Here is a 26,734-nt window from a genome sequence, read left to right on the forward strand (position 1 = left end):
GATTCGCCGCTGCGGCCGTGCCTTCTTCGGCCCGTGTGACGGGTGGCGAGAGCCAGGCAGTATCTCGGTTGTGATCGTTGCGCGGACGCGGACTGCTGCAGATGGCGATGGTTGCGGAGTTGCGCCTCGCTGAGAAGGTGACGCGAAGGTCGATGGTCGATCTTCGTGTCGGCGTAGACGTCGACAGTGTCATCCTTACACCGTTGGTTCGCCGCCGAACTATCCGCAGTCGATCGTCGTCCTCTGAACCTCAGGGACCTGCCCTGTCACCCGACATCATCAGACGACCGGACAGCAGAACGGCGGCCGGGCGGCACACCCATCCGGTCGCCCCGGCCGAGTTGTGGACGACACCGTCCGTCTCAACGGCGGCTGTGGCGCTGCTTGATTGCGGCTCGGGGCCTGGGTGGAGTGCGACCAGCGATTGGGACATGGTCACTGCGGTGGGCGACGCCCACCAATGCAGCGTGAACTTCTTGTATCCGTACTGATCGTCGATCAGGCTCGCGGCACAGCGCAGGGCGTCGTCGGCGGGCGGGCCTTCCTCGCCGTCCGGCGAGAGGAACCGCACCGCGAAGTGCCGGTCGCCTCGGTGCGACAGCACGACAACCCCGGCGAGCCAGAGTCGCCCGGCTCCCCGGAACGCCTCCCGGGCCACCCGACTCCAGTCCACCGTGCTCGGGTTTTCGGCGGCGTTGGCGACCAGGAAGCAGGAGGTGGCGCCCGCCACGAGGCTCGTGACCAACGCCTGGGTCGTGGAACCGTCGGTCTTCGCGATTCGCTCGATTGGTCTCCTGTCCGGGTCGGAAGGCATGTCAACCCTTATGAGATCGGACATGGCCATCCTTACGCCTGCCGAATGGCGGTTTCCACCAGGGACAGCCCCTGTTCGAGGTGCTCTTCCTCGATGGTCAACGGGGGCATGAGTTTGATGACCTCGTCGCCGCGCCCGCAAAGCTCGACAATCAGCCCTTCGGCGAAACACCGCTGTTGGATCTTCTCCGCACGGCCGGCCCCACCGGAGCGATTCACGTCGATGCCGAGAATCATCCCCCTGCCCCGCGTGACGATGCCCGCGTCGATGTCACGCAGTCTCCCGGCGAAGGCGGACATTCGCGCCGACAACCTCTCCAGGCGCCACAGGAAGGACGAGTCCTGCCAGACGGCGAGGGCTGCGGCACCGGCGACGAAGGCCAGCTGGTTACCGCGGAAAGTCCCGGTGTGTTCGCCTGACTTCCAGACGTCGAGATCCGGCCTGATGAGGTTCAACGACATGGGTAGACCAGCACCTCCGATCGATTTCGACAAGGTCACCATGTCCGGCTGGACGCCGGCGTGCTCGAATCCGAAGAAGGTCCCCGTACGGCCACAGCCAGTCTGTATCTCGTCGCAGATCAGCAGGACACCACGCTCCTGAGTGAAGCTTCGAAGGGCACGCAACCAGTCAGCCGTCGCCGGATACACGCCACCCTCGACTTGCGTAGACTCCACGATGACCGCAGCGGGGAGTTCCACTCCGGACGATGGGTCGTCGAGCAGGCGTTGGAGATAGGCGATCGAATCGAACCGGCCTCCAGGCCCGTCCTCGTACGGCACGAAGATCACGTCCTGGAGGCGGACAGACCCGGCGGCCCGGGCCCGGCGGCTGCCCGTGACTGCGAGCGATCCGCAGGACATTCCGTGGAAGCCACCGGTGAACGACACCACAAGCTGCCGGCCGGTCACCTTCCGGGCGAGCTTGAGAGCCGCCTCCACCGCGTCGGTCCCCGTCGGGCCGCAGAACTGGAGCCGGTACGTCAGGTGCCGGGGCCGCAGGATGGTCCGGTTGAAGGTCTCGATGAAGGTGCGCTTGGCGCTCGTGTACATGTCCAACCCGTGCACGATCCCGTCGTCGCGCAGATAGGACTGCAGAGCGTCCAGGATCCAGTCGGGGTTGTGACCGTAGTTGAGGGCACCGGCCCCACAGAAGAAGTCCAGGTATTGCCGGCCGTCCTCGCTGGTCAGCCACGCTCCCTTGCCGCGGGTGAACACCGCCGGGAACTTCCGGCAGTACAGCCGCACCTCCGACTCGTGCTCGTCGAATGCCAATACGTCGTTCGGGACAACCGTCACTCTGCGCCTCCAGGTCGCGATGCCAATGTGTCGGTGCCGGCGACGACAGGGCCCGCCGGCACGGACGGTGCATGTCAGGCCAGGACTCTCATTCGGTCATTCAGCAGTTCCGTCAATGACGTCGCCGGATGTCAGGAGCCACTCCATGACGGCCATCGCGCTGGAGAGCTTCATCCGTGCCTGTGTCCATGCGATCGATCTCGGTCCGTCGAGCACCGATGACTCCACCTCCTCCCCCCGATGGGCCGGCAGGTCGTGCATGAAGACGCTCGATGGCCAGCGTCGCAGCAGAGCCGCATCAACGTGAAACGGGCGGAATGTCTCCCGCCAGTGCGGATCCTGTTTGGCGGTGCCCGTGGTCTGCCATCGCGTGGTGTAGACGACGTCGAAGTCACCCCTGACGTCGGCCAGGTCATGAACCTCCTCGACGCGCGCTCCGGTCGCCCGTCCGCGCTGACGGGCGGCTTCCAGGTATCCGGGCGGAAGACCGTACCCGGCGGGCGTGGCGAACGTGGTCCTGCTACCGGGTAGCCTGGCCAGGGCAAGGGCCAGGGCGGTAGCGGTGTTGTTGCCCTCCCCCACGTACAGCAGCCGCAGCCCGTCGAGCCTCCTGCCTGGGCCAGCGAGGAGCGCGAGCGTGGCGACGTCGCAGATGGCCTGGGTCGGGTGTTCCTCCGCAGCCATGGCGTTGACGACGCGGAGGTTTCCTACGCGGGACAGCTCGCGGAGCTGCGTCATGGGCCCGGCGGTGCGCGCCACCAGGCCGTCGAGCATACTGCCCAAGACGCGTCCGGTGTCGGCGATGGACTCCCCGGTCGCGAGTTGCAGATCGTTCGGGCCGTAGCTGATGACCTGCCCGCCGAGTCGCAGGGCCGCAGTCGTGAAGGCCGTCCTGGTGCGCGTCGACGTCCTGGTGAAAAGAAGGCCCACGACGGCACCGCTCAACGGTGACCGGTGATCGGATGGCTCGCTGAACAGCTCGTACGACCGGCGGACCAGCCTGTGGTAGGTGTCGTCGCTCAGGTCCTCGAGCGAGAACAGGCCGTGTGCGCGACGGCCCTCCGAGGCTGGGACATTCGTCAGTCTCGGGTTCACGGCGATGTCGGTCATGTCCGCCTCATCCGTGTCGTCGAAGGTCGTGGAAGAAGCCGGGGACGGGCTCGAGCTCGCCTGCAGCGGCGAGTTCGTCGTAGACAAACTTGGCCACCGCGAGGTCGAGGATGCCCATGCCGAACGGCGAGACGATGGTGGTCCGGTCGGTGCTCGGGGCCAGTCTGCCGGTGGCCACGTCGTCGATCGTCCCGTGGACGAAGTTGCGGTTTCCCACCCTGGTCTCCGTCAGGTGCAAGGATGTCTGGGCGGTGAGGCAGTGGTCGACGTCGTCAACGACGTTCGTCGCGTCGAGGATGATCTCCGGGGCCAGGTCACGAAGCGAGATGTGCAGCACCAGGGGTCGGTGCGCGAACCACGAGACGTCATGGATGTGCGGTGCGGGCGCCACCGTCGCGAACACCACGACATCCGAGGTCTCGATGAGGGACCGCGGATTGTCGTGCACCACGACTGACTGTGACGGGTCGGCTTGACACAAGGATGACCCGAAGCTCTGGGCGCTCGCGGTCGACAGGTCGAACAGGTTCACCTCGGTGAACGTGAACCCTGCCGCAGTCAGGTACTGGTGGATGTACCGGGCGATCAGACCGGTGCCGACGAACCCGACGGAAGTCGCGTTGGCCTGCCGCAGGAACGTCGCCGCCAGCGCGGCGGACGCCGCCGTGCGCGTCGCGCTGATGATCGAGCTCTCCAGGCAAGCGAATGGGTAACCGGTCCGCTGGTCGTTGAGGATCAGTACCGCCGACGCACGCGGGATGCCGTGCTCGATGTTGGCGGGGACACTGGCGATCCACTTGATGCCGTCCACGCCTACCTGACCGTCGATGGACGCCGGAAGCGCGATGATTCGCGCGCCAGGGCGGCCCGCGAACGTGAGGAAGGACGACCGTGGGTTGACGGTATGACCTGCGGAGTGTGTCGAATAAGCCTCCCCGACGAGCTGCATCACCTGCCGTTCCCGATTCTTCAATACATCCGCGACCTGAGCGCCGGAGATGACGCTGAAGCCGGGTATGGGACCTGGTTCCGTCATTGCGGACCCCCATTCGTGAGGCAGCGTGGCGAATCCCGCGTCGAAGCGCGGAGCGTGGTGGCGGTGCCGGTCATTCCGGTGTGCAGCGCACCGCCTTCGCTGCCGCCGGCGGAACGGTCTGGGACGAGCGGCTCAGCTCCAGCTCGACCCCTGCCCACCCAGCAGGGAGGTCTCGGCGTCCCAGGGCAGTGGCGCGAGCGGAAGGTCGGCCAGTCGACTCCCGTAGGAGCGGTGCAGCCAGTCGGGGTCGTAGACCGTGTCGGCGTAGTTGCCGCCCAGGTCCGGGGCGATGGCGACCGCCGCGGTCGGCGCCGGCCCACGGTGCTGCCGTAGCCAGGTGACCGCTCCGTGCACCACGGTTCCCGTCGAACCGCCGAAGAGGAAACCGCTGCGGCCCAACCGGTGGCAGGCGGCGATGGCCTCAGGCTCGCTGACGTGGACGATGTCGTCGACGTACGACTCGTCGAGGATGCTGGGCCGGACGCTCGTGCCCAGGCCCGGTAGCAAGCGTTCGCCCGGCGGCCCACCGAAGGAGACCGACCCTGCCGCGTCAACTGCGACCACCGTGACCTCGGGCCGGAAGCTCTTGAAGTAGCGGGCGCAGCCCATCAACGTGCCGGTGGTGCCGGCACCGACGAACAGCACGTCGAGGTTCGGGAAGGCACGCGCGATATCTGGTCCGGTCTTGCGGTAGTGGGCGTTCCAGTTGGCCGAGTTCGCGTACTGGTTGAGCCAGACGAAGTTGTCGTTGCTCTCGCAGAGGCGGCGCACCAGTGCCAGGCGCGTGCTGAGGAACCCCTGTTGCTCGTCGCGGTCGGTGACCACGTGCACCACGGCACCGAGAGCGGCCATGAGGCGGCGGGCGGCGAGCGTGCAGCGGATATCTGTCACGCAGACGAAGCGGTAGCCCTTCCGCGCGGCCACCATGCTCAGCGCCACCCCCATGTTTCCCGACGACGACTCGATCAGGGTGTCCTCGGGAGACAGGCCACCCTCGCGTTCCATCGACTCGACCATCTCGATAGCGGCCTTCAGCTTGACCGATCCCGCGAAGTTGAAGCCCTCGCATTTGAGGTACAGATTCCAGCCGAACAACTCGCGCAGGCCGACGTACAGCTCATCGATATTGAAGTCGAGTGGATCGGTGACTATGGTCGCCATCTTCGCTCCCGATCAGATGTTCTGGACTTGCTCGTTGCCCACCCCGGTCGCGGGTGATTCCGCGGGGGCCCCGTACTGAAGGCCGGTTGCACGGGCTGAGTGACTATGTGGCTGTTTGCGCCCGACACGACGGCCACCGCCGTCGCGCCCGGTTCGATACCCACGCTCAGCGCGCCAGCGACGGCGAGTGCGCCGGTCACCTCGCACGGCAGACCGGCCGTGGCGAGTCGAGCCATGGCCGCGAACACCTGCGCGTCGGTGACCGTGACCATCCGGTGCACCGTGTCCTGGACGCACGCGAAGGAGAGGCGTCCCGGCGTCTGCGCCCGCACACCGTCGCAGGCGGTACTCACCCGGTCCAGCCGTACTGGGCGCCCGACGCGTAGGGAACGCGTGTACCGGTCGGCTCCGACAGGTTCGACACCGATCACCCGTACCCCGGTGGCGCCGGCGACCAGGCAGGTCCCCGCGAGCAGGCCGCCGCCTCCGACCGGGACGAAGATGTGCGTGACCTCGGGAGCCTGCTGGAGGACCTCCATGGCTACCGTGCCCTGGCCGGCGATCACGGCGGCATCGTCGTGCGAGGAGACGAACACGGCCCCCGTTCGCGCGGCGTGCTGTCGGGCGGCCTGATCACGCTGGTCGTTGCCGTGGTCGCACAGGACGACCTCGGCACCTTCGCGCCAGATCCGCTCGCGTTTCCACGCCGACGACGACCGGGTCATGAACACTGTCGCCTTGATGCCGCGTGCGGCGGCGGCATGCGCCAGCGCGATGCCGTGGTTTCCTGACGAACCGGCCACGACGTGCGCGACGCCGGTTGCCGCCGCAGCGGCAACTGCGGCGACCGCGCCACGGAGCTTGAAGGAGCCGGTGACCTGCTGCGATTCGCATTTGAGCAGTAGGTCTGTGCCGTCCAGCGGCGTCAATGACGTTGCCCTCGCGATGCCGTAGACGGCGTCTGCAGCGGCGAGGACGTCATCTGCGTTGGGGACCCCCAGCATCGCTCAGCCAGTCCCGACGCCCGCGCCGGACCGCTGGTCGGCCGGGCCGAACAGGGCGCGCATGCGGGCGGCGTGCGCGTCGGCCAGCACCCTCGCCACCCCGGCGACGGTCGGCGAGTTCAGAAAGTCCAGCACGGTCAGTTCGAGCTGGAACGCGCGCTTGAGCCGCGACACCACGCGGGTGGCGAGCAGGGAGTGGCCGCCGAGGGTGAAGAACTCGTCGTGCACCCCCACCCGCTCGAGCCCGAGCAGTTCGCACCAGATCGCGGCGACCCTCCGCTCCACACCGTTGCGCGGTGGCACGTAGCGTTCGCCGTCGAGCCGCTCGGGCAACCCGTCCGGCAGCGCCCGATAGTCGATCTTTCCGCTGACGGTCGTGGGTAGAGGGTCGAGTACCGCGAACGCTGCGGGAATCATGTGGTCGGGCAGGTACGCGGCGAGGTGCGCCCTCAGCGCGGTGCTGGTGGGTGGCGCCCCGCCTCTCACGGGCTCGACGTACGCGACGAGTACCGCATCGACGTCGCCGCACAGCCGTACGCCCGCGCGGGTGACGCTCGGGTGGCTGGCCAGCACCGCCTCGATCTCGCCCGGCTCGACGCGGTTTCCGCGTATCTTGAGCTGCCGGTCGATCCGCCTGACAAACTCCAGGTCACCGTCGCCGAGAAGACGGACCTGGTCTCCTGTCCGGTACATCCGGTCACCCGGCGCCCCGTACGGGTTCGGTATGAACCGGCCGGCCGTCTCGCCCGGGCGTCCCAGATACCCCCGGGCCAGACCGGCTCCGGCGATGTACAGCTCCCCCGGGACGCCGAGCGGCACCGGGTGCAGACGACCGTCCAGGACGAAGACGCGGGCGTTCGGGATTGGCCTTCCCACGACGTCGCTCGGGCAGTCGCAGCGGCGAACGGTGGTGGTCATCGCGCACTCGGTGGGGCCGTACTGGTTCAGCACCGTCAGCGCCCCGTCCTGCGGCCATTCCCCCGCCAGGCGCATGCTTTCGCCGCTGCTCACCACCAGCCGCAGGCTCCGCGGCCGCCGGTTGCCGAGCAGTTCGAACTCCCGCAGCATCGAGGGCACGGTGCTCAGCAGCGCCGTGACGCCATGCTTGTCGATGGTTTCCCGGACAGTCTCGGGCGTCTTGGGCACGTCGAAGGGCAGCAGGACCACGCGCGCGCCGGCGGCCAGCGGAGCGAGAATGTCCCGCAGGGAGGCGTCGTACGCCAGCGAGGGCAGTTGCAGGACGACATCCCGCTGCGTCAGCTCGTACGCGCTCCGCGTGTAGTGCAGGTAGTTGGCCAGGCCCCCGTGCGTGCCCATGACACCCTTGGGCTGGCCCGTGCTGCCAGAGGTGAAGACCAGGTACGCGACGTTGCCGGGCGCCGGTTCGGCGGAGTACCGCGGCGGTGCCGGGGCCAGGCGGTCGAGTCTCACCAGCGGCGCCAGGGGCGGGGCACTCTCGTCGCCGACCAACGCGGTCAGCTGCGCGTCGGCCACCATGCCGGAGATTCGCGCGGCGGGCAGGTCCTCGTCGAACGGGACATACGTGGCGCCGGATTTAAGGATGCCCAGGAGGCCCACGACCGTGTCGACGCTGCGGCGCACCCAGAGACCCACGCGGTCCTCCGGGTGTACGCCACGTTCCCACAGGACGTGGCAGAGTTCCGTGGACCGGCGCTGCAGTTCGCCGTAGGTCAGCCGCGCGTCGCCGCATTCCACGGCCACGGCGTCAGGCAGGCGCGCCGCGACGGCCTCGACGATCTGGTGCGCGCACGCCGTCAGGCCGGCCGACGAGGTGCCGGCGTGCTCGGCGATCTGCCGGGCCTCGGAGCCGGTCAACATGTCCAGGTCGCCGACAGGTGCGTCGGGACTGGCGACGACCGACTCCGCCAGCCGGAGGAAGTTCTCGGCCATGCGACGCACGGTCGAGACGTCGAACAGGTCGCGGGCGTAGACGAACCGCAGCCTCATCCCGGCGTCGACCTCATCGGCGTACAGCGTGAGGTCGAAGCGGGCTGCCTCCTCCGCCAGCGGATGTTCCTCGGCCCGCACCACTCCGAGGTTCCAGGAGGGTGTCGGCGCGTTCTGCACCACGAGCATGACTTGGAAGATCGGATGCCGGGACGGGTCCCGCGGCGGGGCGACGCGCTCCACCACCCGCTCCAAAGGCACGTCCTGATAGGCGAACGCGCCCAGCGCCGTCTCCCGTACCCGGGCGAGCAGGTCGGGGAAGGTGTCCTCGGCGTGGACCTGGGAGCGTAGGGCGATCGTGTTGGTGAAGAACCCGATCAGGGCCTCGAACTCGGGACGGGGACGGTTGGCTACCGCGGTCCCTGTCACCACGTCCGACTGGCCGCTGTAGCGGGCCAGGAAGAGATGGAAGACGGCCATGACGACCATGAACATCGTGGCGTCGTGGTCGAGGCCGAGGCGGCGCAGCCCGGCCATCAGCGCGGCGGGCATCCGCACCTGGACCTCGCCCCCCTCGGAGGAGCGCAGGGGCGGCCGCGGACGGTCGGTGGGCAGCGCGGACGGCGGCGCGCCGACCAGATGGTCAGCCCAGAACCGGACGCCGGCCTCCAGTCGCTCGCCCGAGAGCTGTTCCCTCTGCCACGCGGCGAAGTCGGCGTACTGCACCGGCGGTGGCGGCACCATCGCCGGCTCACCCTTGGCGGCGGCTCGATACTCGTCGGCGAGTTCTCCGGCCAGCACGGCCAGGGACCACGCGTCGGATGCGATGTGGTGCACGGCCAGCAGCAGGAGGTGGTCGTCGTCGGCCAACCGCACCAGGTCGGCCCGGATCATCGGCGGCGCGTCGAGGTCGAACGGCGCGCCGGCCTGCCGCTGGGCGAGCGCTCGCGCCTCGGCGAGCGCTCCCCCGTCGAGGTTGCTCAGGTCCGTGCAGGCGATTTCCGGCACAGCTTCCACGGGCGCGATGACCTGGCGCGGTTCGCCGTCGACCTCGACGATCCCCGTGCGCAGCGCCTCGTGCCGGGCGAGGACGGCGCGCAGTGCGGCCCTCAGCGCGGTGGGATCGAGTGCGCCGCGCAGCCGTAGCGCTAACGGCAGGACGTACTCCCGGTTGTCGGGGTTCGCCTGGTCCAGGTACCACAGGCGTTCCTGCCCGAACGACGGGAGCAGCGGCAACTCCCGATCCACGACGGGGACTGGATCAAGGTGGGGCGGGGCGGCACCGCTCCGGCGGATCACCTCGCGGATCGTGCCACCGCGCAGCAGCACTTTCGCAGCAGCGTCGACACCCAGTCGCCGGCGCAGTCGCGCGGCCACGCGCATGGCGAGGAGGGAGTCGCCTCCGATCTCGTAGAAGCCGTCCTCTGGACCCACGGACGGCACGCCCAGGAGGTCGCCGACCACCTCGGCGACCTCCCGTTCGAGGGCGCTGTCGAAGGTCGCCGTCGAGCCGCTGGCAACGTCCGGCGCGGGCAGGGCGGAGCGGTCCACCTTCTGGTTCGAGGTCAGCGGCAGTGCGTCCATCATCATGACGAGCGGCACCATGTAGCTCGGTAGCTGCTTCGCCACGGCCCGCCGCAGCGAAGCAGGGGTGAGGCCGGCCAGCGGGTCGGCGACCACGTACGCGACGAGTTGCTTACGTCCGGGCTGGTCCTCCCTGACCACGACGATCACCTCGTGTACGCCCGGATGTCCGCCCACGACGGTCTCGATCTCGCCGAGTTCGATGCGAAAACCGCGGAGCTTGACCTGGTTGTCCGCGCGACCCACGAAGTCGATGGCCCTGTCGGGCAATCGCCGGGCGAGGTCGCCGGTGCGGTAGAGCCGCGCGCCCGGCGGGCCGAACGGATCGGGGATGAACCGCTCGGCCGTCAGCGCGGGCTGGCGCAGGTAGCCTCGGGCGAGCCCGCCGCCGCCGATGTGGAGTTCACCGACCGCTCCCTCGGGCACCTCCCGCAGGTCCGGTCCCAGGATGTGCACGGTCTTGTCCGCCATCGCCGAGCCGATGGGCACCGTACGGTCTGGCGACTGGTCCGAGGTGACCTGTTGGATCGTGCTGAGGACGGTCGCCTCGGTGGGCCCGTAGCCGTTGTAGACCACGGCCTGCGGAGCTACCTCCAGAGCGCGCAACACCGCCGCCGTGGACGCCCGATCACCGGCGGTCCACAGCAGCCGGGTGTTCTTCAGGATCTCCCCGTGCTCGGCGACGACGACGTTGAACAGGCCGGTCGTCAACAGGACGGTGGTGACCTGATGCTCGGCGATGACCCGGCCGAGGTCGGCCGGCTCGAGGATGCCCGGGGGCGCAACCACCAGGGTGGTGCCGCGGGTCAGGGCGATCCACTGCTCGGCCGTGGAGGCGTCGAAGTTGCAGGGGCAGTGGACGAGTACCCGAGCGCAGGCCTCCTCGGTCCACCGCGGGTCGCCGGTCAGGCCCAGCACGTTGCGGTGACTGATCACGACGCCCTTGGGCTTGCCGGTGGACCCCGAGGTGAAGATCACATAGCAGGCCTGGTCCGGGCCGTGGAACGGTGAGGGCTCGAACGAGGCGGAGCGCCGCTGACGGAGCACGGCGGGCACGTTGAGGGTGGCGACCCCGGGTGCCCCCGACACCAGGTCGCCCGTCTGGTCGTCTACCAGCACCACCGGCGCGGCCACGTCTGCGAGAAGCAGCTCGATCCGGGCGGCGGGGTCGGCCGGCGACAGTGGCACGTAGGCCGCGCCGGCCTTCAGAATCGCGAGGGTCCCCACGACGTACTCCGCCGAACGGTTCATCAGGATGCCGACGAACTGCTCCGGACCGACGCCCAGCCGCCGCAGTTCGGCGGCGACGACGTTCGCCTCGGCGTCGAGCTGGGAGTACGTCAGCTCGCGACTGCTGTCAATGACGGCGATCGCCTCGGGGGCCCGCGCAGCGTGCGTTTCGACCGACGCCGACAGGCTGTCCGCAACCATCGTCCCATCCTTTCGCCGAGCCTCCCTTTCGTTTTGATGATGCTCGGTGCGGCTGTCGTCTCCCTGTCCGGCCGCTTTCGCGTCGGAATTCTCCGGTGGACAAAACGGAAAGCCAGCCGCCCCGGTGGGCGGCTGGCTTTCGGGTGGGTACGGGCTAATCGTGCCCGATTCGATCGCACATGATTAAGGGGCGACACCACGTCGGATGGCGGGACTGGCGGTTGCCAGCACGGCAAGAAGGACCATGGCCACGCTGATCGCGACAGCCGTCCACGTCGCGCCCGTCATCTCAATCACCGTTCCCGCGATGAGCGAGCCGAGCGGAATGGCGCCGTAGCTGGCGAGCTTCGAGGCGGTGGTGACCCGTCCCTGCAGCTCGTCCGGCGTCGCGGCCACCCGTGCCGCCACAACCGCGACGTTCCACACCGGGCCGACGAATGCCACGGCGGCGAACAAGAGGGCCACCAGCACCGGCTCGGTCAGGACAACGAAGACGGGCAGCATCACCGCCCAGACCCAGTGCGTCAACAGGATCACCGCCGGCAGTGACAGCGCGCTGCGGATGCGCGGCGCGGCCGCCGCCCCCAGCACCCCCCCGACACCGGCGCCGGCCAGGATCACACCCACCATGAAAGGAGAGGCGCCCTGTTCGGTGGCCCGGACGATCAGGACAAGGGTCAACGCCTGGAAGAGGAAATTGCTCCCGGCAACCAGCAGGCTGGCGTTGCGGAAGAACGGGCGCCTCCACAACCAGGTGAGGCCCCGCAGGACCTCCGAGCGGAAGGGCGGGCGCCCCTGGGCCCGCTCGCGCGGTTCCTGCATCGGCTTCCTGATCAGCAGCAGGGCGACCATGGACGCGAGATAGGACAACGCGTCGAAGACGAAGGGAACCGCCCGTCCCACGGCGAACAGCGCACCGCCCACCGGTTGTCCCGCCAACATGGCGGCCCGGTCTCGCGCCTCCTGCTGCGCCAGCGCGTTCGGGAACTGGTCCGGATGGACAAGGTGACGGACGGCTGCGGGCTCGGCAGCGCCGGAGAGGACCGTGAGCGCGCCTTCCATGAACGCCGCGAGGATCAGCCAGGGCAGGCTCACCCAGTCGAGGACCACCGCCGCCGCCACCGCCGCGAGCACGAGGCCGCGGGACGCGTCCGCGAACAGCAGCACCCTTCGGCGGTCCGACCGGTCGGCCAGGGCGCCGAACGGCAACTGCAACAACAGGTACGGCAGGGTCGCCGCGAATCCGACGAATCCCGCGTCAGCCGCGGAACCGGTCAGCGCCAGAACCAGCAAGGGATAGGCGATGCTGGACGCCCGGGACCCGAATGCGGAGACCGCGGAACCGATCCAGAAGAGCTGGAAGTCGCGGTTACGCCAGAGAGGAGGCGGTGACGGTCGATGCCCCTCGCGCCGCTCGGCCGTCAGTGATTCTTCGGTCGGCACCACTTGGTCCTTTCCAACGAGATCACGTCAGGTGTCCACCCCCATGAGGGCGTCGGCCAACCTCTTTACGTAGGGTGGGCGGAGGACGCCGAAGTGATCCCCGGGGACGCGGACAATAGTAAGTTCTCCTTCGACAAGCTGCGACCAGCGCTCGACGTAAGCGGCCAACGGCTTGCCGCTGAGCACCTCGTGCTGTTCCGCCGCCGCCTCGTCGCCGAGAATAAGCCGCGCGGATCCGGGGAGGACGGGGAAGCGGTATGCGATGCTCGCCTCCAACATCTGCCGCCACACCCGCACCCGCCGGTGCCACTCGGCGCTGATCTCGCTCGCCACGATGGGCCGCCCACGGTCGTCGTCCACGATTTGCCGCATCAGCTCGACGACTTCCCCGGTGAGCGCCGGGTCACGACCGGCAGGTGACCGGGGAACGAGGTGCGCGAGCAGTTCCTCGCACCGTCGCAGACTCGTCAGCTCGGCGTCGAAGTTGTCAGCGATCCACAGGTCCACCACCGGGTCGAGCAGCGAGAACGTCACGTCCTCGCCCGCCTCGCGCAGCCGGTGGACCATCGCCCAGGCCACCGGCGACCCCCCGCACCAGCCCAGCAGCCGGTACGGGCCGTGCGGATACCTGGACCTGAGCTCCTCCAGGTAGCAGCTGGCCATGTCGTCGACCGAGGTCAGCGAAAGGTCGACGCCGTTGAGCCCCGGCCACTCGAAGGCCGCGATCGGCTGCCGCTCCCCCAGCGCGTGGGCGAGCGGTTCGTACCAGTGTCCGCTGCCGCCGCCCGGGTGCACACAGAACAGCGGTGGCTGTTCCCCCTCCGTGCGGTACCAGATGGCGGCGGTGCTCCGGGGTGCCCCCTCGGCGCGGGCGGACAGGTGCTCGCTCAGTCGCGCCACCGTGGGGTTCGTCACCAGATCCCGCAGGGCGACGTCCAGGCCGTGTTCTCGGCGCAACGCCCCCGCCACCCGCAGCGCGAGCAGCGAGTGGCCGCCGAGGTCCAGGAAGTCGTCGTTCACTCCCACCCTGTCGACGCCGAGGACCTGCGCCCAGACCGCCGCGATCGCCTGCTCGGTCGCGGTCTGCGGCGCGACGAAGGACTCGGCGAGGTTCCGCCTGCCGTCCGGGGCGGGAAGGGCCCGCCGGTCCACCTTGCCGCTGGCGTTCACCGGCAGTTCGCCCAGCTCGACCCACCACGACGGGATCATGTATCCGGGCAGCCGCTCGGCCACGAACGCCCGCAGGGACGCCGGGTCGGGCATGCCGTCGCGGGGTACGACGTACGCGACCAGGCCCGCTGTCGCTCCGGTGCCGTGTGCCGCCGCTACAGCCGCACGTACTGCCGGATGGGCTGCCACGGCCGCGCCGACCTCCTCCAACTCGATCCGAAACCCGCGGATCTTGACCTGGTGGTCGATCCGGCCGAGGATGTCGACTCCCGCATCGCCGGCGACCGCCAGGTCACCCGTCCGGTACATCCGCGCGCCCGGGGTGGTGGCGAAGGGATCGGGAACGAAGCGCTCGGCGGTCAGGCCGGGGCGGCCGAGGTAGCCGCGGGCGAGCCCGGCTCCGCCGATGTGGATCTCCCCCGGAACTCCGTCGTGGACGGGTCGGAGATGACTGTCGAGGAAGTGGACGGTGGTGTTGGCCAACGGATGCCAGTTCTCCGGCTTGGCCGTGACGTCGGCGCGCATGGACCAGACGGTGGTTTCCGTCGGGCCGTACATGTCCCAGACCGTGGCGCCGGCGGCGGCAAGTGCGGCGGCGAGCCCCGGCGGCATCTTCTCGCCGCCGCACAGTACCGAGAAGCCGTTGCCCGGCACCCACCCGGCGTCCAGGAGCATCTGCCAGGTCACCGGGGTGGCCTGCATCATGGTGGCCCCGGCCTCGTCGAGCAGGGCCGTCAGCGCCTGCGCGTCCGACACCTGCCGGCTGTCGGCCACCACCACCGTCCCGCCGACGGTCAGGGGCGCAAACAGTTCGAGCACGGCGATGTCGAACGCGACGGTGGTGACCGCCAAGAGCGCCGTGCGGCTGGTCATGCCGGGGGTGTCGGTCACGTCGAGCAGGAGGTTCGCCAGCCCTTCCCGGGTGACGGCGACGCCCTTGGGCAGGCCGGTCGAGCCCGATGTGTAGATGACGTAGGCCAGGTCGGCGGGACGAGCGGGCATGGCGGGCGGTGCGTCGGGCAGGTCGCCGAGAGGCAGATGGTCGAGGAGTACGACGTCCGCGCCGACGTCCGGGATGCGGTCCTGGAGCCCGGACTCGCTCAGCACCACCTCGGTGCCCGCGTCGGCCAGCTGGTACGCGAGCCGCTGCCTCGGGTGTCCCGGGTCGAGCGGGACGTAGGCGCCACCGGACTTCAGGACGCCGAGCAGGGTGGCGACGAGGTCCACGCTCCTGCTCAGCAGCACCCCGACCCGGATGTCCGGACCGACCCCCATCCGCTGGAGGTGGTGGGCGATCTGGTTGGACCGCCGTTGCAATTCACCGTACGTCAGGCGGCGGTCGCCACATACGACTGCGGTGGCGTCACAGGGCTGGGCCGCGATCCGGTCGAGAATCCGGGCGTCCGCCTGGCCGGTCATGGTGTCGTTCCACCGCGCCAACCGTCGAGTCTGCTCGGCCGGCACGAACGAGACGGCGCAGTTGCCGTCGGGGTCTGCGGCCATGGCAGCGAGGACGCTCCGGTACACCCGACCCAGGTGGCGCAGCCGGTCCGGCGCCAGCCGGACGGTGTGTGCGGTGAGCACGAACGCGCCCGGCTCCGTGGAGACGTGCAAGGCGGCCTCGTTGGGGCTCTGGTCGATCGCCTGGGAGTGGTCGAGGGTGACGTCGTCCACCTCCCCGAAGTCGAGGTAGTTGAAGATGACATCGGGGGCCGGGGCGTGCTCGGGCCAGAGCTGTTTCATGACGGGCAGCGGGAACCGCCGGTGCGGCAGCAGCCGGACCTCCGTATCCAGCACGGCACGCACCAGGTCGACCCAGGGCGCCGGGGTGAGATCGGCAACGATCGGCACGGTGTTGAGGAACATGCCCCGTACCTCGTCGCCGCCGTCGCGCTCCAGCCGACCGTTGCAGACCAGGCCCGTGCGGAAGCGACGCTGCCCGCTCATCTCGCCGAGCGCGACGAGGTGCGCCGCCAGCAACACGCTCTTCAGTGGGGTGCCCGCGCGTCGGGCCACCTCACGAAGCCCCGACAGCAGATCGGCGAAGGGGACCATGACATCGACGTGGCCGTCTTCGCTGCCGGCCCAGGCGGCGGGGATCGCTAGCGGTTCCGCGGAGGCCAGCGTCGCTTTCCAGAAGTCACGCTGCTCCGCCGAGTCGACCGCGGCCCGCTCGACGGCGATGAAGTCTGCGTAGCGGGTGACCGTACGGCACGCAGGGAGCGCCGGCCCGGCGCCGCGGCGCAGAGCGCGGTACTCGGCCATGAGGTCCCCGATGAGGGAGTGGTGGCTCCATCCGTCGAGGATGGCGTGACACTCGGTGATCGACAGCCAGAAGGCGTCGTCGGCGGTACGGTGCACGTCGAGTTGCAGCAGGGGCGCCAGGTTCAGGTCCAGCGGCGAGGACCGCCGGTAGGCGGCGAACCGCTCGACGGTCCCGCGATGCTCCGAATCATCGCGGCAGCGCAGGTCGTAGACCCGGATCTTGAGCTGGGCGGCCGGCCAGACCAGTTGCACCGGCTCGGCCCAGGTGTCCAGGTCGAAGGTGGTGCGCAGGACCTCGTGGCGGGCGACCAGCAGGTCGGCCGCAGCCTGGAAGAGGTGCTGGTCGAAGGGTGCGTCGTCCTGGAGGAAGAGGCTGGTGACGTTGTGGTACAGGTTCAGGCTCCGGTCCGCCAGCATCTGGTAGAGCATGCCCGCCTGCACGGCCGAGACCGGGTAGGCGTCCTCGACCCCGGCCGGCAGCGAGCGTCGTATCTCGGGGTCGAGCAGCGCGAACGGCGCCACGGCTGCGCCAGCGGCAGCGTCGGGCCGCGTCGCAACGGCACCGAGCGCCGCCACGGTCTGGTGGCCGAATACATCGGCCACGGTGACCCCGATACCGGCTGCGGCGAGGCGCCCGGCGACCCGGACGGCCTTGATGGAGTCGCCGCCGAGTTCGAAGAAGTTGTCGGCCACCCCGACCCGGTCCACGCCCAGGACGTCGCTCCAGACCCGCGTGATCTTGTCCTCGATGTCGGACCTCGGCGCGACGTAGGCATGGCCGAGCCGGGGGCGTTCGCCGTCCGGGGCGGGCAGGGCGCGCCGATCGATCTTGCCAGTGCTCGTGACCGGCAGCGTGGGCAGTTGCACCCACCACGCCGGGATCATGTACTGCGGCACCCGTTCGGCCATGAAAGCCCGCAGGTCGGCCACGTCCGGCATGGAGCCGTCGGCGGGGACCACGTACCCGACCAGGCCGCGCTGCGCCCCCTCCCCGTGCACGGCCGCAACGGCGACGCTCACGCCGGGGTGCCGGCCGAGAACGGCCTCGACCTCGCCCAACTCGATGCGGAAACCACGGATCTTCACCTGCTGGTCGATCCGGCCGAGATACTCGAGATCGTGCGGGCCGGTGCGCCGCGCCAGGTCGCCGGAGCGGTACAGGCGCATGCCGGGAACCTGCGAGAACGGATCCGGTACGAACCGCTCGGCCGTCAGAGCGGGGCGTCCGAGGTAGCCGCGGGCGAGGCCGGGTCCGCCGACGTGGATCTCCCCCGGCACGTTCGTCCCGACGGGGTTACCCGTGGCGTCAAGGACCCGCAGCGACAGGTCCGGCAGCGGCACGCCGATCGGCGACCGGACGTTGCCGACGTCCCCCGGACCGATATCACGGTAGGTGACATGCACCGTCGTCTCCGTGATGCCGTACATGTTGACGAAGGTCGGCGTGCCGGTGCCAAGGCGGTCGAACCATGGTGCGAGCGAGGCCGGTGCCAGCTCCTCCCCGCCGAAGACCACGGTTCGCAGCGCTGCCGGCGGTTCCGCGCCCCCGGCGACCAGTTCGGTGAGGCCGGCGAAGGCCGACGGGGTCTGACAAAGGCGGGTCACGTCGTGCGTACGCAGGACTTCCAGCACATCATGCGGGGAGCGCGCGGCATGCCCGTCGACGATGACGCAGCGCCCGCCGTGCAGCAGCGGACCCCATGTCTCGAAGACGGAGAAGTCGAAGGCGTACGAATGCGTGCACGACCAGACGTCGTCCGGAGCGAACGCAAAGCTCGGTTGCAGGGTGGCGAACAGGCGGACGACGTTGGCGTGGGTGACCGCCACGCCCTTGGGACGCCCGGTGGAGCCGGAGGTGTAGATGACGTAGGCGAGGTTGTCCGGGTCGACCCGCACGCGCGGCGGCGTGTCGGGGCATCCGTCGGCGTCGGCGGGCGACACCACCCGCGCCCCGGACTCCGGCAGCCCGTCCACTCGGTCAGTGACCAGGATCCGCGCCGCGGTGTCGGCGAGCACGTAGGCGAGGCGTTGCCGCGGGTGGGCGGGGTCCAGCGGAACGTACGCGGCACCCGCCTTCAGCACCGCCACCATCGCCACCACGGCGTCCGGGCCGCGCTCCATGAGCACGGCGACCAACGACTCCGGGCCCACGCCGAGGTCGACGAGGTGGTGCGCCAGTCGGTTCGCTCTGCGGTCCAGCTCGGCATAGGTGAACCGGGTGTCCCCGTGAACCAGGGCGACGGCGTCGGGGTGGTCGGCCACGACCGTCGCGAAGACGGCGGGAATCGCCTCCTCCACCGGGCTGGTCGCCACCGTCCCGGCGAGGGCCAGGGCCCGCTCGTCCTCGGTGAGCATGTCCAGCATGCCCACGGGCGTCTGCGGGGCCCGGGCCACGACGTCGAGCAGCCGCAGGTAGTGCTCGGTCATCCGCTCGATCGTGGCCGGCTCGAACAGCGCGGTGGCGAATTGCGCGTCCAGGCTGTACGAGCCGTCGGCCCGTTCCTCCAGGGTCCAGGTGAGGTCGAACTTGGCGGTGTCGTTCTCCACACGGAGCAACTCGCCGTCGAGGTCGCCGACGGAGAAGGCCGCACCGGCCGCGCCGGTGGTCTGTAACGCGAACATGACCTGGAACAGGGAGTTGCGGGCCAGTTCCCGCTCTGGAGATACCGCGCCGACCAGCAGTCCGAACGGCACCTCCTGGTGGCTGAAGGCATCCAGCGTCGACTCGCGAACCCGCGCGACGAATTCGGTGAAAGGTTGGTCCTCGGCAATCTGGGTCCGCAGCACGACCGTGTTGACGAAGAAGCCGACCAGGTCCTCGATCTCGGGCCGGCTGCGGCCCGCCACGGGCGTGCCGACCACCACGTCGCCGGTGCCGGCGTATCTGGCGAGCAGGACCTTGAACGTGGCAAGGAAGACCATGAAGGGGGTCGCCCGCGTCGCCCTCCCGAACTCGACGACGGCCTGCGCCAGATCTGCGGGCACCCGGACGCTGACGTTGGCCCCGGCGACGTCCCAGCGCGCCGGGCGCGGCTTGTCGGTGGGCAGCTCGGTGGCCGTCGCCCCGTCGAGGTACCGGCGCCAGTGCTCCAGTTCCCTGTCCAGGCGGGGGCCCGACATCCACTCCCGCTGCCAGGCCGCGTAGTCGCCGTACTGCAGCTCGGGCTCCGGCAGCGCGCGTGGGCGGCCGGCACGGATCGCCTCGTAGGCGGTCCCGAGGTGCCGGACGAGCACATCGGTGGACCAGCCGTCGAACACCACGTGGTGCAGGACGATCAGCAGCACGTGGTCGGTCGGCCCCAGCCGCAGCAGGTGGGCGCGGAAGAGGCGGTCGGTGCCGGGGTCAAACGGCCGCGAGGTCTCCTCGCGGCCGAAGGCCAGCACGCCCGCGAGACCGGCCGCCGACATGTCGATCTGGTCCAGCCGGACCGGGCCGGGGTCGTCGACCACTTGTTCCGGTTCGCCGTCGACCGACACGATCCGCGAACGGAGAATCTCGTGCCGGTCGACGACCACGCGGAGGGCGTTCGCCAGTGCCGCGGGATCCAGCTGCCCGGTCAGCCGAAGGGCGACCGGAAGTACGTACTCGGACGACTCCTGGCGCAGGCGCTGCAGGATCCACAGCTGCTCCTGCGCGAAGGACAGAGGCCGCCTGCCGGTACGGGGGATCCTCCTCGTAGCCGGCGCGTCGTCTCCGCGGCCGCGGAGACGACGTCGCAGCAGCTGGGCGCGAAGTTCAGCTTCGCCAAGTGCTTGCTTGTTCTTCACCTGTGCTCCCCGTTCCGCTCCACTGCCAACTCGAGTTCGTCGATGCTCAGCCGGTCGATCTCCGCGCTGACGGCGTCCTCGACCGCGACAGCGAGCCTGGCCACCGTGTCCGCGTCGAAGACGACCCGCAGCGGGAGTTCGAGGTCGAACTGGCCGTTGATCCGCGCCAGCAGCCGGGCCGCCAACAGAGAGTGCCCACCGAGATCGAAGAATCGGTCGTGGACACCCACGCGTTCCAGACCCAGCACCTGCGCCCAGATGTCGGCGATCACCGCCTCGACCTCGCTGCGGGGCCCGACGTAGTGCTGTCCGAGGGAGGGACGGGCACCAGCGGTAACCGGGGGAAGTGCCTTGCGGTCCACCTTTCCGCTGCTGGTCAACGGAAGTTCGGTGAGGTCGATCCACCATGTCGGCACCATGTAGTCCGGCAGCCGAGCGGCGACGAAGGCGCGCAACTCCTCGATGTCGGCGCTGACCTCGGAGCGCACCAGGTAGGCCGCGAGGCCACGGCCCGCACCGTCGCCGTGCGCCTTCACGGCCGCCGCCCGGACTGCCGGGTGCGCCGCCAACGCCGCCTCGACCTCACCGAGCTCGATGCGGAAGCCCCGCACCTTCACCTGCTGGTCCAGGCGCCCCAGGAACAGGAGCGCCCCGTCGGCACGCTGGCGGACCAGATCGCCGGTGCGGTACAGGCGGCTGCCCGGCAGGGACGAGAACGCGTCGGGAACCCACCGATCGGCCGTCACGCCCGGCCTGCCCGCGTAGCCACGACCGAGCCGTGGTCCACCGATGACCAGTTCCCCCGGTACGCCCGGCGGAACGAGGTCCATGGCCGTGTTCACGACGTACGCTCGGGTACCGGCGACCGGAAACCCGATGGGAACGGTCGAGGCCGGATGCGCCTGCGCAGCCTCCTCGGCGGTGACCGGGTAGAGCGTGCAGGTCACGGTGGTCTCGGTCGGGCCGTAGTTGCACAGGAACGCGTCGGGCATGCCCCTGTCCGTCCAGAGCCGGGCGTCCTGGTACGTCACGACGTCACTGCCGACGTTCATCACCCTCAGGTGGCGCAGGCGCGGGTCGTCATGCCGTACGCCGTGCATGACCTCCCGGTAGTGCGCCGGCGTGATCTCGATCGTCGTCACGCCGTACTGGTGCACCCGGTCGACGAGGCCGTCCGGCCCCCACTCGGCGGCATGCCCCATGACGATGGTCGCGCCGAAGGCCAGGGTGGCACCTATCTGGTCCATCGCGACGTCGAAGGTGAGCGCCGACAGCAGCAGGATCCGGGAGCCGGGCTCGATCCGGTAAGGCCCCTTGATCATCTCGCAGTGGTGCGCGTATGCGGCGTGGCTGATCGCCGCGCCCTTCGGCGTACCGGTGGATCCGGAGGTGTAGATGACGTACGCCAGGTTGTCGGGATCGACGCGGACCTCCGGCGGCGTGTCCGGGTGGGCGTCGAGCCGCAACCCGCCGATCTCGACGACCGTGGCGGAGGTCTCCGGCAACCGGTCACGTACCGAGTCGTCGGTGACGACGACGGCCGGTGACGTGTCATCGAGGAGGTACGACAGGCGCTGCACCGGGTGCTGCGGGTCGAGCGGCACGTAGACGCCGCCCGCCCGTAGAACGGCCAGGAGGGTGACCACCACCTCGACGCGCCTGGGCAAGGCGACGACCACCCGCACCTCCGGGCCCACGCCCAGACTCCGCAGATGGTGCGCCAGCCGGTTCACCCACCGGTCCAGTTCGCCGTACGACACCTCGCGGTCGCCATCGACGACGGCCACCGCGTGGGGTGTCGCCGCAGCCGCTGCGGCGACGCGCTGGTACACCAGGTGGCCGGTGGAGGGCATTCCCGGCCCACGGGCCTGTGTCGCGGGATGTGCCTCGGCGGCGGCCAGCATCGCCGCACGCTCGTCGGAGGCAACCAGACCCAGCCACAGCACCGGTGTGGTGGGGCGGGCCACGATGGATCGCAGCAGCTCAAGGTAGTGCGCCGTCATGCGGACGACCGTGTCGCGGTCGAACAACGCGGACGAGTACTGCACGTCGAGCCGGTATCCACCGGTCGCCTCGGCGGTCAGCGACCACGTCTGGTCGAACTTCGCCGTGCCGTTGTCGACGGGCAGCATCTCGGCGGTGAGATCACCGACCGGCACGCTTCGGCCTGCCGCCTCCTCATTCTCCAGGACGAACATGACCTGGAACAGGGGGTTGCGGGACAGGTCCCGTTCGGGGGCCAACGCCTCCACGACACGCTCGAACGGCACCTCCTGGTGCAGGAAGGCGTCAATCGCGACGTCGCGCACCCGGTCGAGGAAGACGTCGAACCCGGGATTGCCCTCGACCGTCGAGCGGAGGACGACGGTGTTCACGAACAGCCCGACGACGTCCTCGAACTCCGCGCGGGTCCGTCCCGAGACGGGGGTTCCCACCGCGATGTCCTCCCCGCCGCTGTAGTGGGCCAGGAGAACCTGGAACGCGGCGAGAAACGACATGAACGGGGTGGCTCCGCGTTCACTTCCGATCAGGGCGACGGCGGCAGCGAGATCGGCGGGGACCCTGACGGAGATGTCGCCACCGATCGGCTCCCATTCCGGCGGACGCGGCCGGTCCGTGGGCAGCTCCAGGGGGCTGACGCCGGCGAGCTGTTGACGCCAATAGTCGAGATCTTCCGAGGAACGCGGACTGTCCACCCACTCGCGCTGCCACCCGGCATAGTCGCCGTACCGGACCTCCGGCTCGGCGAGCGACGCCGGCTGCCCCGCCGCCGCCGACCGATAGGCCGCGTCGAGATCGCGCAGGAGCACGGCGACCGACGCCCCGTCGAAGACCAGGTGGTGCAGCACCAGCAACAGCACGTGGGATTCGGCGGACTCGCGTACCAGGGTCACGCGCACAAGGGCGTCGGTGCGCAGGTCGAACGGACGAGCAGCCTCCACCTGGCACACCTCGGCCAGGCCACCTTCCACGACCGTCAGCGGCACCTGTTCGCATGGCGCGAACCGCTGGACGGCGCTGCCGTCGACCAAGTCGACTGTCGCGCGGAGCACCTCGTGCCGCCCGCACACGGCCGTTAGCGCCTGCCGCAGCGCGTGGGAGTCCAGGACCCCGGTCAGCCGCAACGCCATCGGCAGCACGTACTCCGCCGTACCTGGGCGGAGCTGTTCCAGGAACCAGAGCCGCTCCTGGGCGAAGGACAGCGGGGCCTGGCCGTCGGTGTGCCTGCGCGGGATCCGGTTGGCCGTCTCCTGCGGCGCTCCACTCTCGCCGAGGGCCGCCAGGATGGCACGGGGCGTGCGCGCGGCGAACAACACCCGGAGCAGGTCGGGACCGGTCGGAATCCCGAGGTCCTGCAGGCGGGCCAGCATCCGGATCGCGAGCAGCGAGTTCCCGCCGAGCTGGAAGAAGTCGTCGTCCAAGCCGACCCGGTCGATGCCGAGTACCTGCGCCCAGGCCCCCGTGAGCCCCTCCTCCCGCTCGTCGCGGGGGGCGGCGTAGGCACCCTGTGCCGCACCGCGTGTCCGGTCCGGGGCGGGAAGGGCACGCCGGTCGAGCTTGCCGCTCGGGGTGAGAGGCAATTCGTCGAGCACCGTCCACCAGGACGGCACCATGTGTTCGGGCAGGAGCTGCTCGGTGAAGGACCGCAGCTGCGCCGTGTCGAAGTCGGCACTATCCGCGGGCACGACGTAGGCGACGAGGCCGCGCTCCCCGCCGTCGCCATGGACCCCGACGGCGGCGGACCGTACGCCCGGGTGAGTCAGGAGCACTGCCTCGATCTCGCGTGGTTCGATCCGGAAGCCGCGGACCTTGACCTGGTCGTCGATGCGTCCCAAGAACACCAGCGCACCGTCAGCGGTTCGTCGAACCCGATCGCCGGTACGGTACAGCCGCTGTCCGGGTGTGGCGGAGAACGGGTCGGGTACGAAGGAGGCGGCGGTCAGGCCGGGACGGCGGGCGTAACCGCGTCCGACCTGTACGCCGCCCACGCACAGCTCACCGGGAGCACCCTGCGGGACAAGCCTCATGTTCGCGTCCACGACGTACAGTTGCGTGTTGATAAGGGGGCGACCGATCGGCACGACGTGGGCGTCGGCCGGCGAGTACCGCCACGCTGAGACGTCAATGGCGCATTCGGTGGGCCCGTACGTGTTGATCAGTTCCACCTGGGGCAGCACGGTTCGCAGGCGTTCGGCCAGATCGGGGCGCAGCACCTCACCGGCGGAGAACACGCGCCGCAGGCTCTGGCACCTGGCGAGGTCGGGCACCGTGAGCAGTGCCTCCAGTAGCGACGGCACGACCTGGAGGATCGTCACGTCGTGCGTGACGACACGCTGCAAGAGTCCAGCCACGTCGCGGTGCACCTCAGGCGGGGCGATCACCACCTGGCCGCCGCTGACCAGCGGGGCGAAGATCTCCCACCCGGCGGCGTCGAAGGCCAGCGAGCTACGGTGGAGCATCCGGTCCTCGCTGGTCATACCGTGCTCGTGCACCGCCCAGGCGACCCGGTTGGCGATTCCTGCGTGGGTGACCGCTGCGCCCTTCGGCATTCCGGTCGATCCGGAGGTGTAGAGGACGTATGCCAGGTCCTGCCCCACAGGGGCCGGCCCCGGCTCGGGCGTTGGCGCTGGCGCTGGCGGTGAGCTGTCCACGGTGACGTCGAGCAGCATCCGGACGTCGACGGCCGGACGGCCAGCGACGTTGAGGCTGGCTGCCGTCACGGCATCGGTGACGACCAGGACCGGGTCGACGTCGTCGAGGATCTGGTCGACGCGGTTGCGTGGATACTGCGGATCGAGCGGGACGTAGGCTGCACCCGCCTTGAGGACGCCGAGGATGGTTGCGACAGCCTCTGGGCTGCGGGGCAGGAGGATCGCGACGGGCGACTCCGCTGCGACGCCCGCCTGCCCGATCCGGTGTGCGAGACAGTCGGACAAGCGATCCAACTCGGCGTAGGTCATCTGCCGTTCGTCCTGCACGACGGCGATCGAGTCAGGGAAACTGCGGGCAGCCCGCCGGAACATCTCGTGCACCCGGTCGGGGACTTCGACGTGCTCACCCTGGTCGGCCACGAGCGCCGAGTGTTGCGCCTCGTTGAGCAAGTCCAGGTCCCGGATCGGCTTGTCGGGGTCACGGGCGACGGAGCGGAGAAGCGTCAGGTAGTGCTCCGTGATCTGGGCGACGGATTCCCGGTCGAAGAGAGCCGCCGCGTAGTCGGACTCGAGGGCGTAGGAGCCGTCCGGCCGCTCCTGCAGCGTCCAGTGCAGGTCGAACTGTGCGGTGACCTTGCCCGCGCGGAAGTACTGGCCGGTGAGGTCACCGATCGGGAAGGTGTGGTCGGTGGCCCCGGTGTTCTGCATGACGAGCATGACCTGGAAGAACGGATTCTCGGCCAGGTCCCGGGTCGGAGAAAGGTCCTCGACCAGCGCCTCGAAGGGAAGCTCCTGGTGGGCGAGCGCGCCCAGCACGGTGTCCCGGACCTGGGGCAGCAGCTGCGCGAAACTCTCGGCGTCGTCGAGCCGTGAGCGCAGCGCGAGGGTGTTGACGAAGAAGCCGATCATGTCTTCCGTCTCCACCTGGGTACGCGCCGCGACCGAGCTGCCTACCGTCACGTCGTGGCTCCCGGTGAAGCGGGAGAGCAGAATCTGGAACGCGGCGAGGAAGACCGTGAAGGGGGACGCGGAGTGCTTCTGCCCGATGTGCACCACGGCCTGGGCGACATCGGCGGGTACGACAACCGAGATGCTGCCGCCACGTGGGTCCCAGTGGGCCGGACGGGGCCGGTCGGTCGGCAGGTACGTCGGGACGAAGTCCGCCAGACGCCCGCGCCAGTACTGGAGGTTCCGCTCCAGCCGCGGGCCGGACATCCACTGCCGCTGCCACGCCGCGAAGTCGCCGTACTGAAGACGCGGGGCGGGGGCGTCCAGGGCACGTCCGGCGGCGAGGGCCGTATACGCCGCGTCGAGTTCACGTGCCAGCACCCGCAGCGACCAGTTGTCGCAGATGGCATGGTGCATGAGAAGAGCCAGGACGTACCCGTCCGGGGTGCGGATCAGCATCGGGCGGATCAGCCGCTCGGTGCCGAGCGCGAAGGGACGAGCGGATTCGGCCTTGACGATCTGCAGCGCGTCCCCGACCATCAGCGGAAGCTCGACAGGGGCGGGGTCGTCGACCACCTGCATGGGCTCGCCAGCGATCGGGACGATCCTGGACCGCAGCACCTCGTGCCGCTCGATGACCATGGTGAGCGCCCGCGCGAGCATCTCCCGGTCCACCGGTCCGGCAAGCCGCATCGTGACCGGCATGACGTATTCGGAGCTGCCCGGGCGCAACTGCTCCTGCAGCCACAGGCGGCGCTGGCCGAAGGAGGTCGGCAACGGCGCGCCCCGAAGGTGCCTCGGGATGACGTCGTGATCGGCTATGCCGACGTCACCCGGTTCGTCGTCGAACACGCTGGCCATCTTCTGCTGCAGCAAGTACACCAGATCGGCCACGGCGCCCGCTGCGGCGACAGCCGTCGCGTCCAGGTCCACGTGGAACGCAGCCCGGACGTCTGCCACGACCTGCTCTGCGTCCTGACGGCTGATCCGGCCTGCTATTGAGCCGTTCTCTTCCACCGCATGCGCACCCAGCGCGCGGCGCAGGATAAGCGACAAGGTGATTGCGGCAGGTGACATCACGGACGTGTCAGCGGGACGCAACGGTTTCTCCTCCATCCCTGGATTCACGTGCGGCAGCGCGC

10 protein-coding genes are annotated in these 26,734 nt (G+C 69.6%); all 10 read right to left on the reverse strand.

Annotated features, from left to right (window positions below; translation table 11 throughout):
* Positions 1–250: 250 nt before the first annotated feature.
* Positions 251–838 (reverse strand): hypothetical protein, encoded by a 588-nt coding sequence (locus ACFHW0_RS15470; protein WP_416608220.1) that lies wholly within the window; start codon positions 836–838, stop codon positions 251–253.
* Positions 839–846: 8 nt separating this feature from the next.
* A complete protein-coding gene (ectB, locus tag ACFHW0_RS15475) occupies positions 847–2,112 on the reverse strand; it encodes a diaminobutyrate--2-oxoglutarate transaminase (RefSeq protein ID WP_416608222.1) in 1,266 nt (421 codons plus the stop codon).
* Positions 2,113–2,208: 96 nt separating this feature from the next.
* A complete protein-coding gene (locus ACFHW0_RS15480) occupies positions 2,209–3,222 on the reverse strand; it encodes an ornithine carbamoyltransferase (protein WP_416608224.1) in 1,014 nt (337 codons plus the stop codon).
* A gap of 7 nt (positions 3,223–3,229) precedes the next feature.
* Positions 3,230–4,258, reverse strand: a complete 1,029-nt coding sequence (gene sbnB, locus ACFHW0_RS15485) for a 2,3-diaminopropionate biosynthesis protein SbnB (protein ID WP_416608226.1) — start codon at positions 4,256–4,258, stop codon at positions 3,230–3,232.
* 132 nt (positions 4,259–4,390) lie between these two features.
* Positions 4,391–5,419, reverse strand: coding sequence for a 2,3-diaminopropionate biosynthesis protein SbnA (sbnA, locus tag ACFHW0_RS15490; protein WP_416608228.1), 1,029 nt, complete (start codon positions 5,417–5,419; stop codon positions 4,391–4,393).
* Positions 5,407–6,423, reverse strand: coding sequence for a threonine ammonia-lyase (locus ACFHW0_RS15495; RefSeq protein WP_416608230.1), 1,017 nt, complete (start codon positions 6,421–6,423; stop codon positions 5,407–5,409). The genes sbnA and ACFHW0_RS15495 overlap by 13 nt, the downstream gene beginning before the upstream one ends.
* Before the next feature lie 3 nt (positions 6,424–6,426).
* Positions 6,427–11,346, reverse strand: a complete 4,920-nt coding sequence (locus tag ACFHW0_RS15500; RefSeq protein WP_416608232.1) for an amino acid adenylation domain-containing protein — start codon at positions 11,344–11,346, stop codon at positions 6,427–6,429.
* Positions 11,347–11,529: 183 nt separating this feature from the next.
* Positions 11,530–12,789 carry an MFS transporter gene (locus tag ACFHW0_RS15505; RefSeq protein ID WP_416608234.1) on the reverse strand — a complete coding sequence of 420 codons (1,260 nt, stop codon included), beginning with the start codon at positions 12,787–12,789 and terminating at the stop codon, positions 11,530–11,532.
* Positions 12,790–12,816: 27 nt separating this feature from the next.
* Positions 12,817–19,992: an amino acid adenylation domain-containing protein gene (locus ACFHW0_RS15510; protein ID WP_416608236.1), complete on the reverse strand. Its 7,176-nt coding sequence runs from the start codon at positions 19,990–19,992 to the stop codon at positions 12,817–12,819.
* On the reverse strand, positions 19,989–26,708 hold the full coding sequence (locus ACFHW0_RS15515) for an amino acid adenylation domain-containing protein (protein WP_416608238.1): 6,720 nt from the start codon (positions 26,706–26,708) through the stop codon (positions 19,989–19,991). Before ACFHW0_RS15515 ends, ACFHW0_RS15510 begins: the two co-directional genes overlap by 4 nt.
* Between the last annotated feature and the right edge of the window lie 26 nt (positions 26,709–26,734).

The sequence above is a fragment of the Micromonospora sp. LOL_025 genome, assembly GCF_048060285.1.
Taxonomy (GTDB): Bacteria; Actinomycetota; Actinomycetes; order Mycobacteriales; family Micromonosporaceae; genus Micromonospora.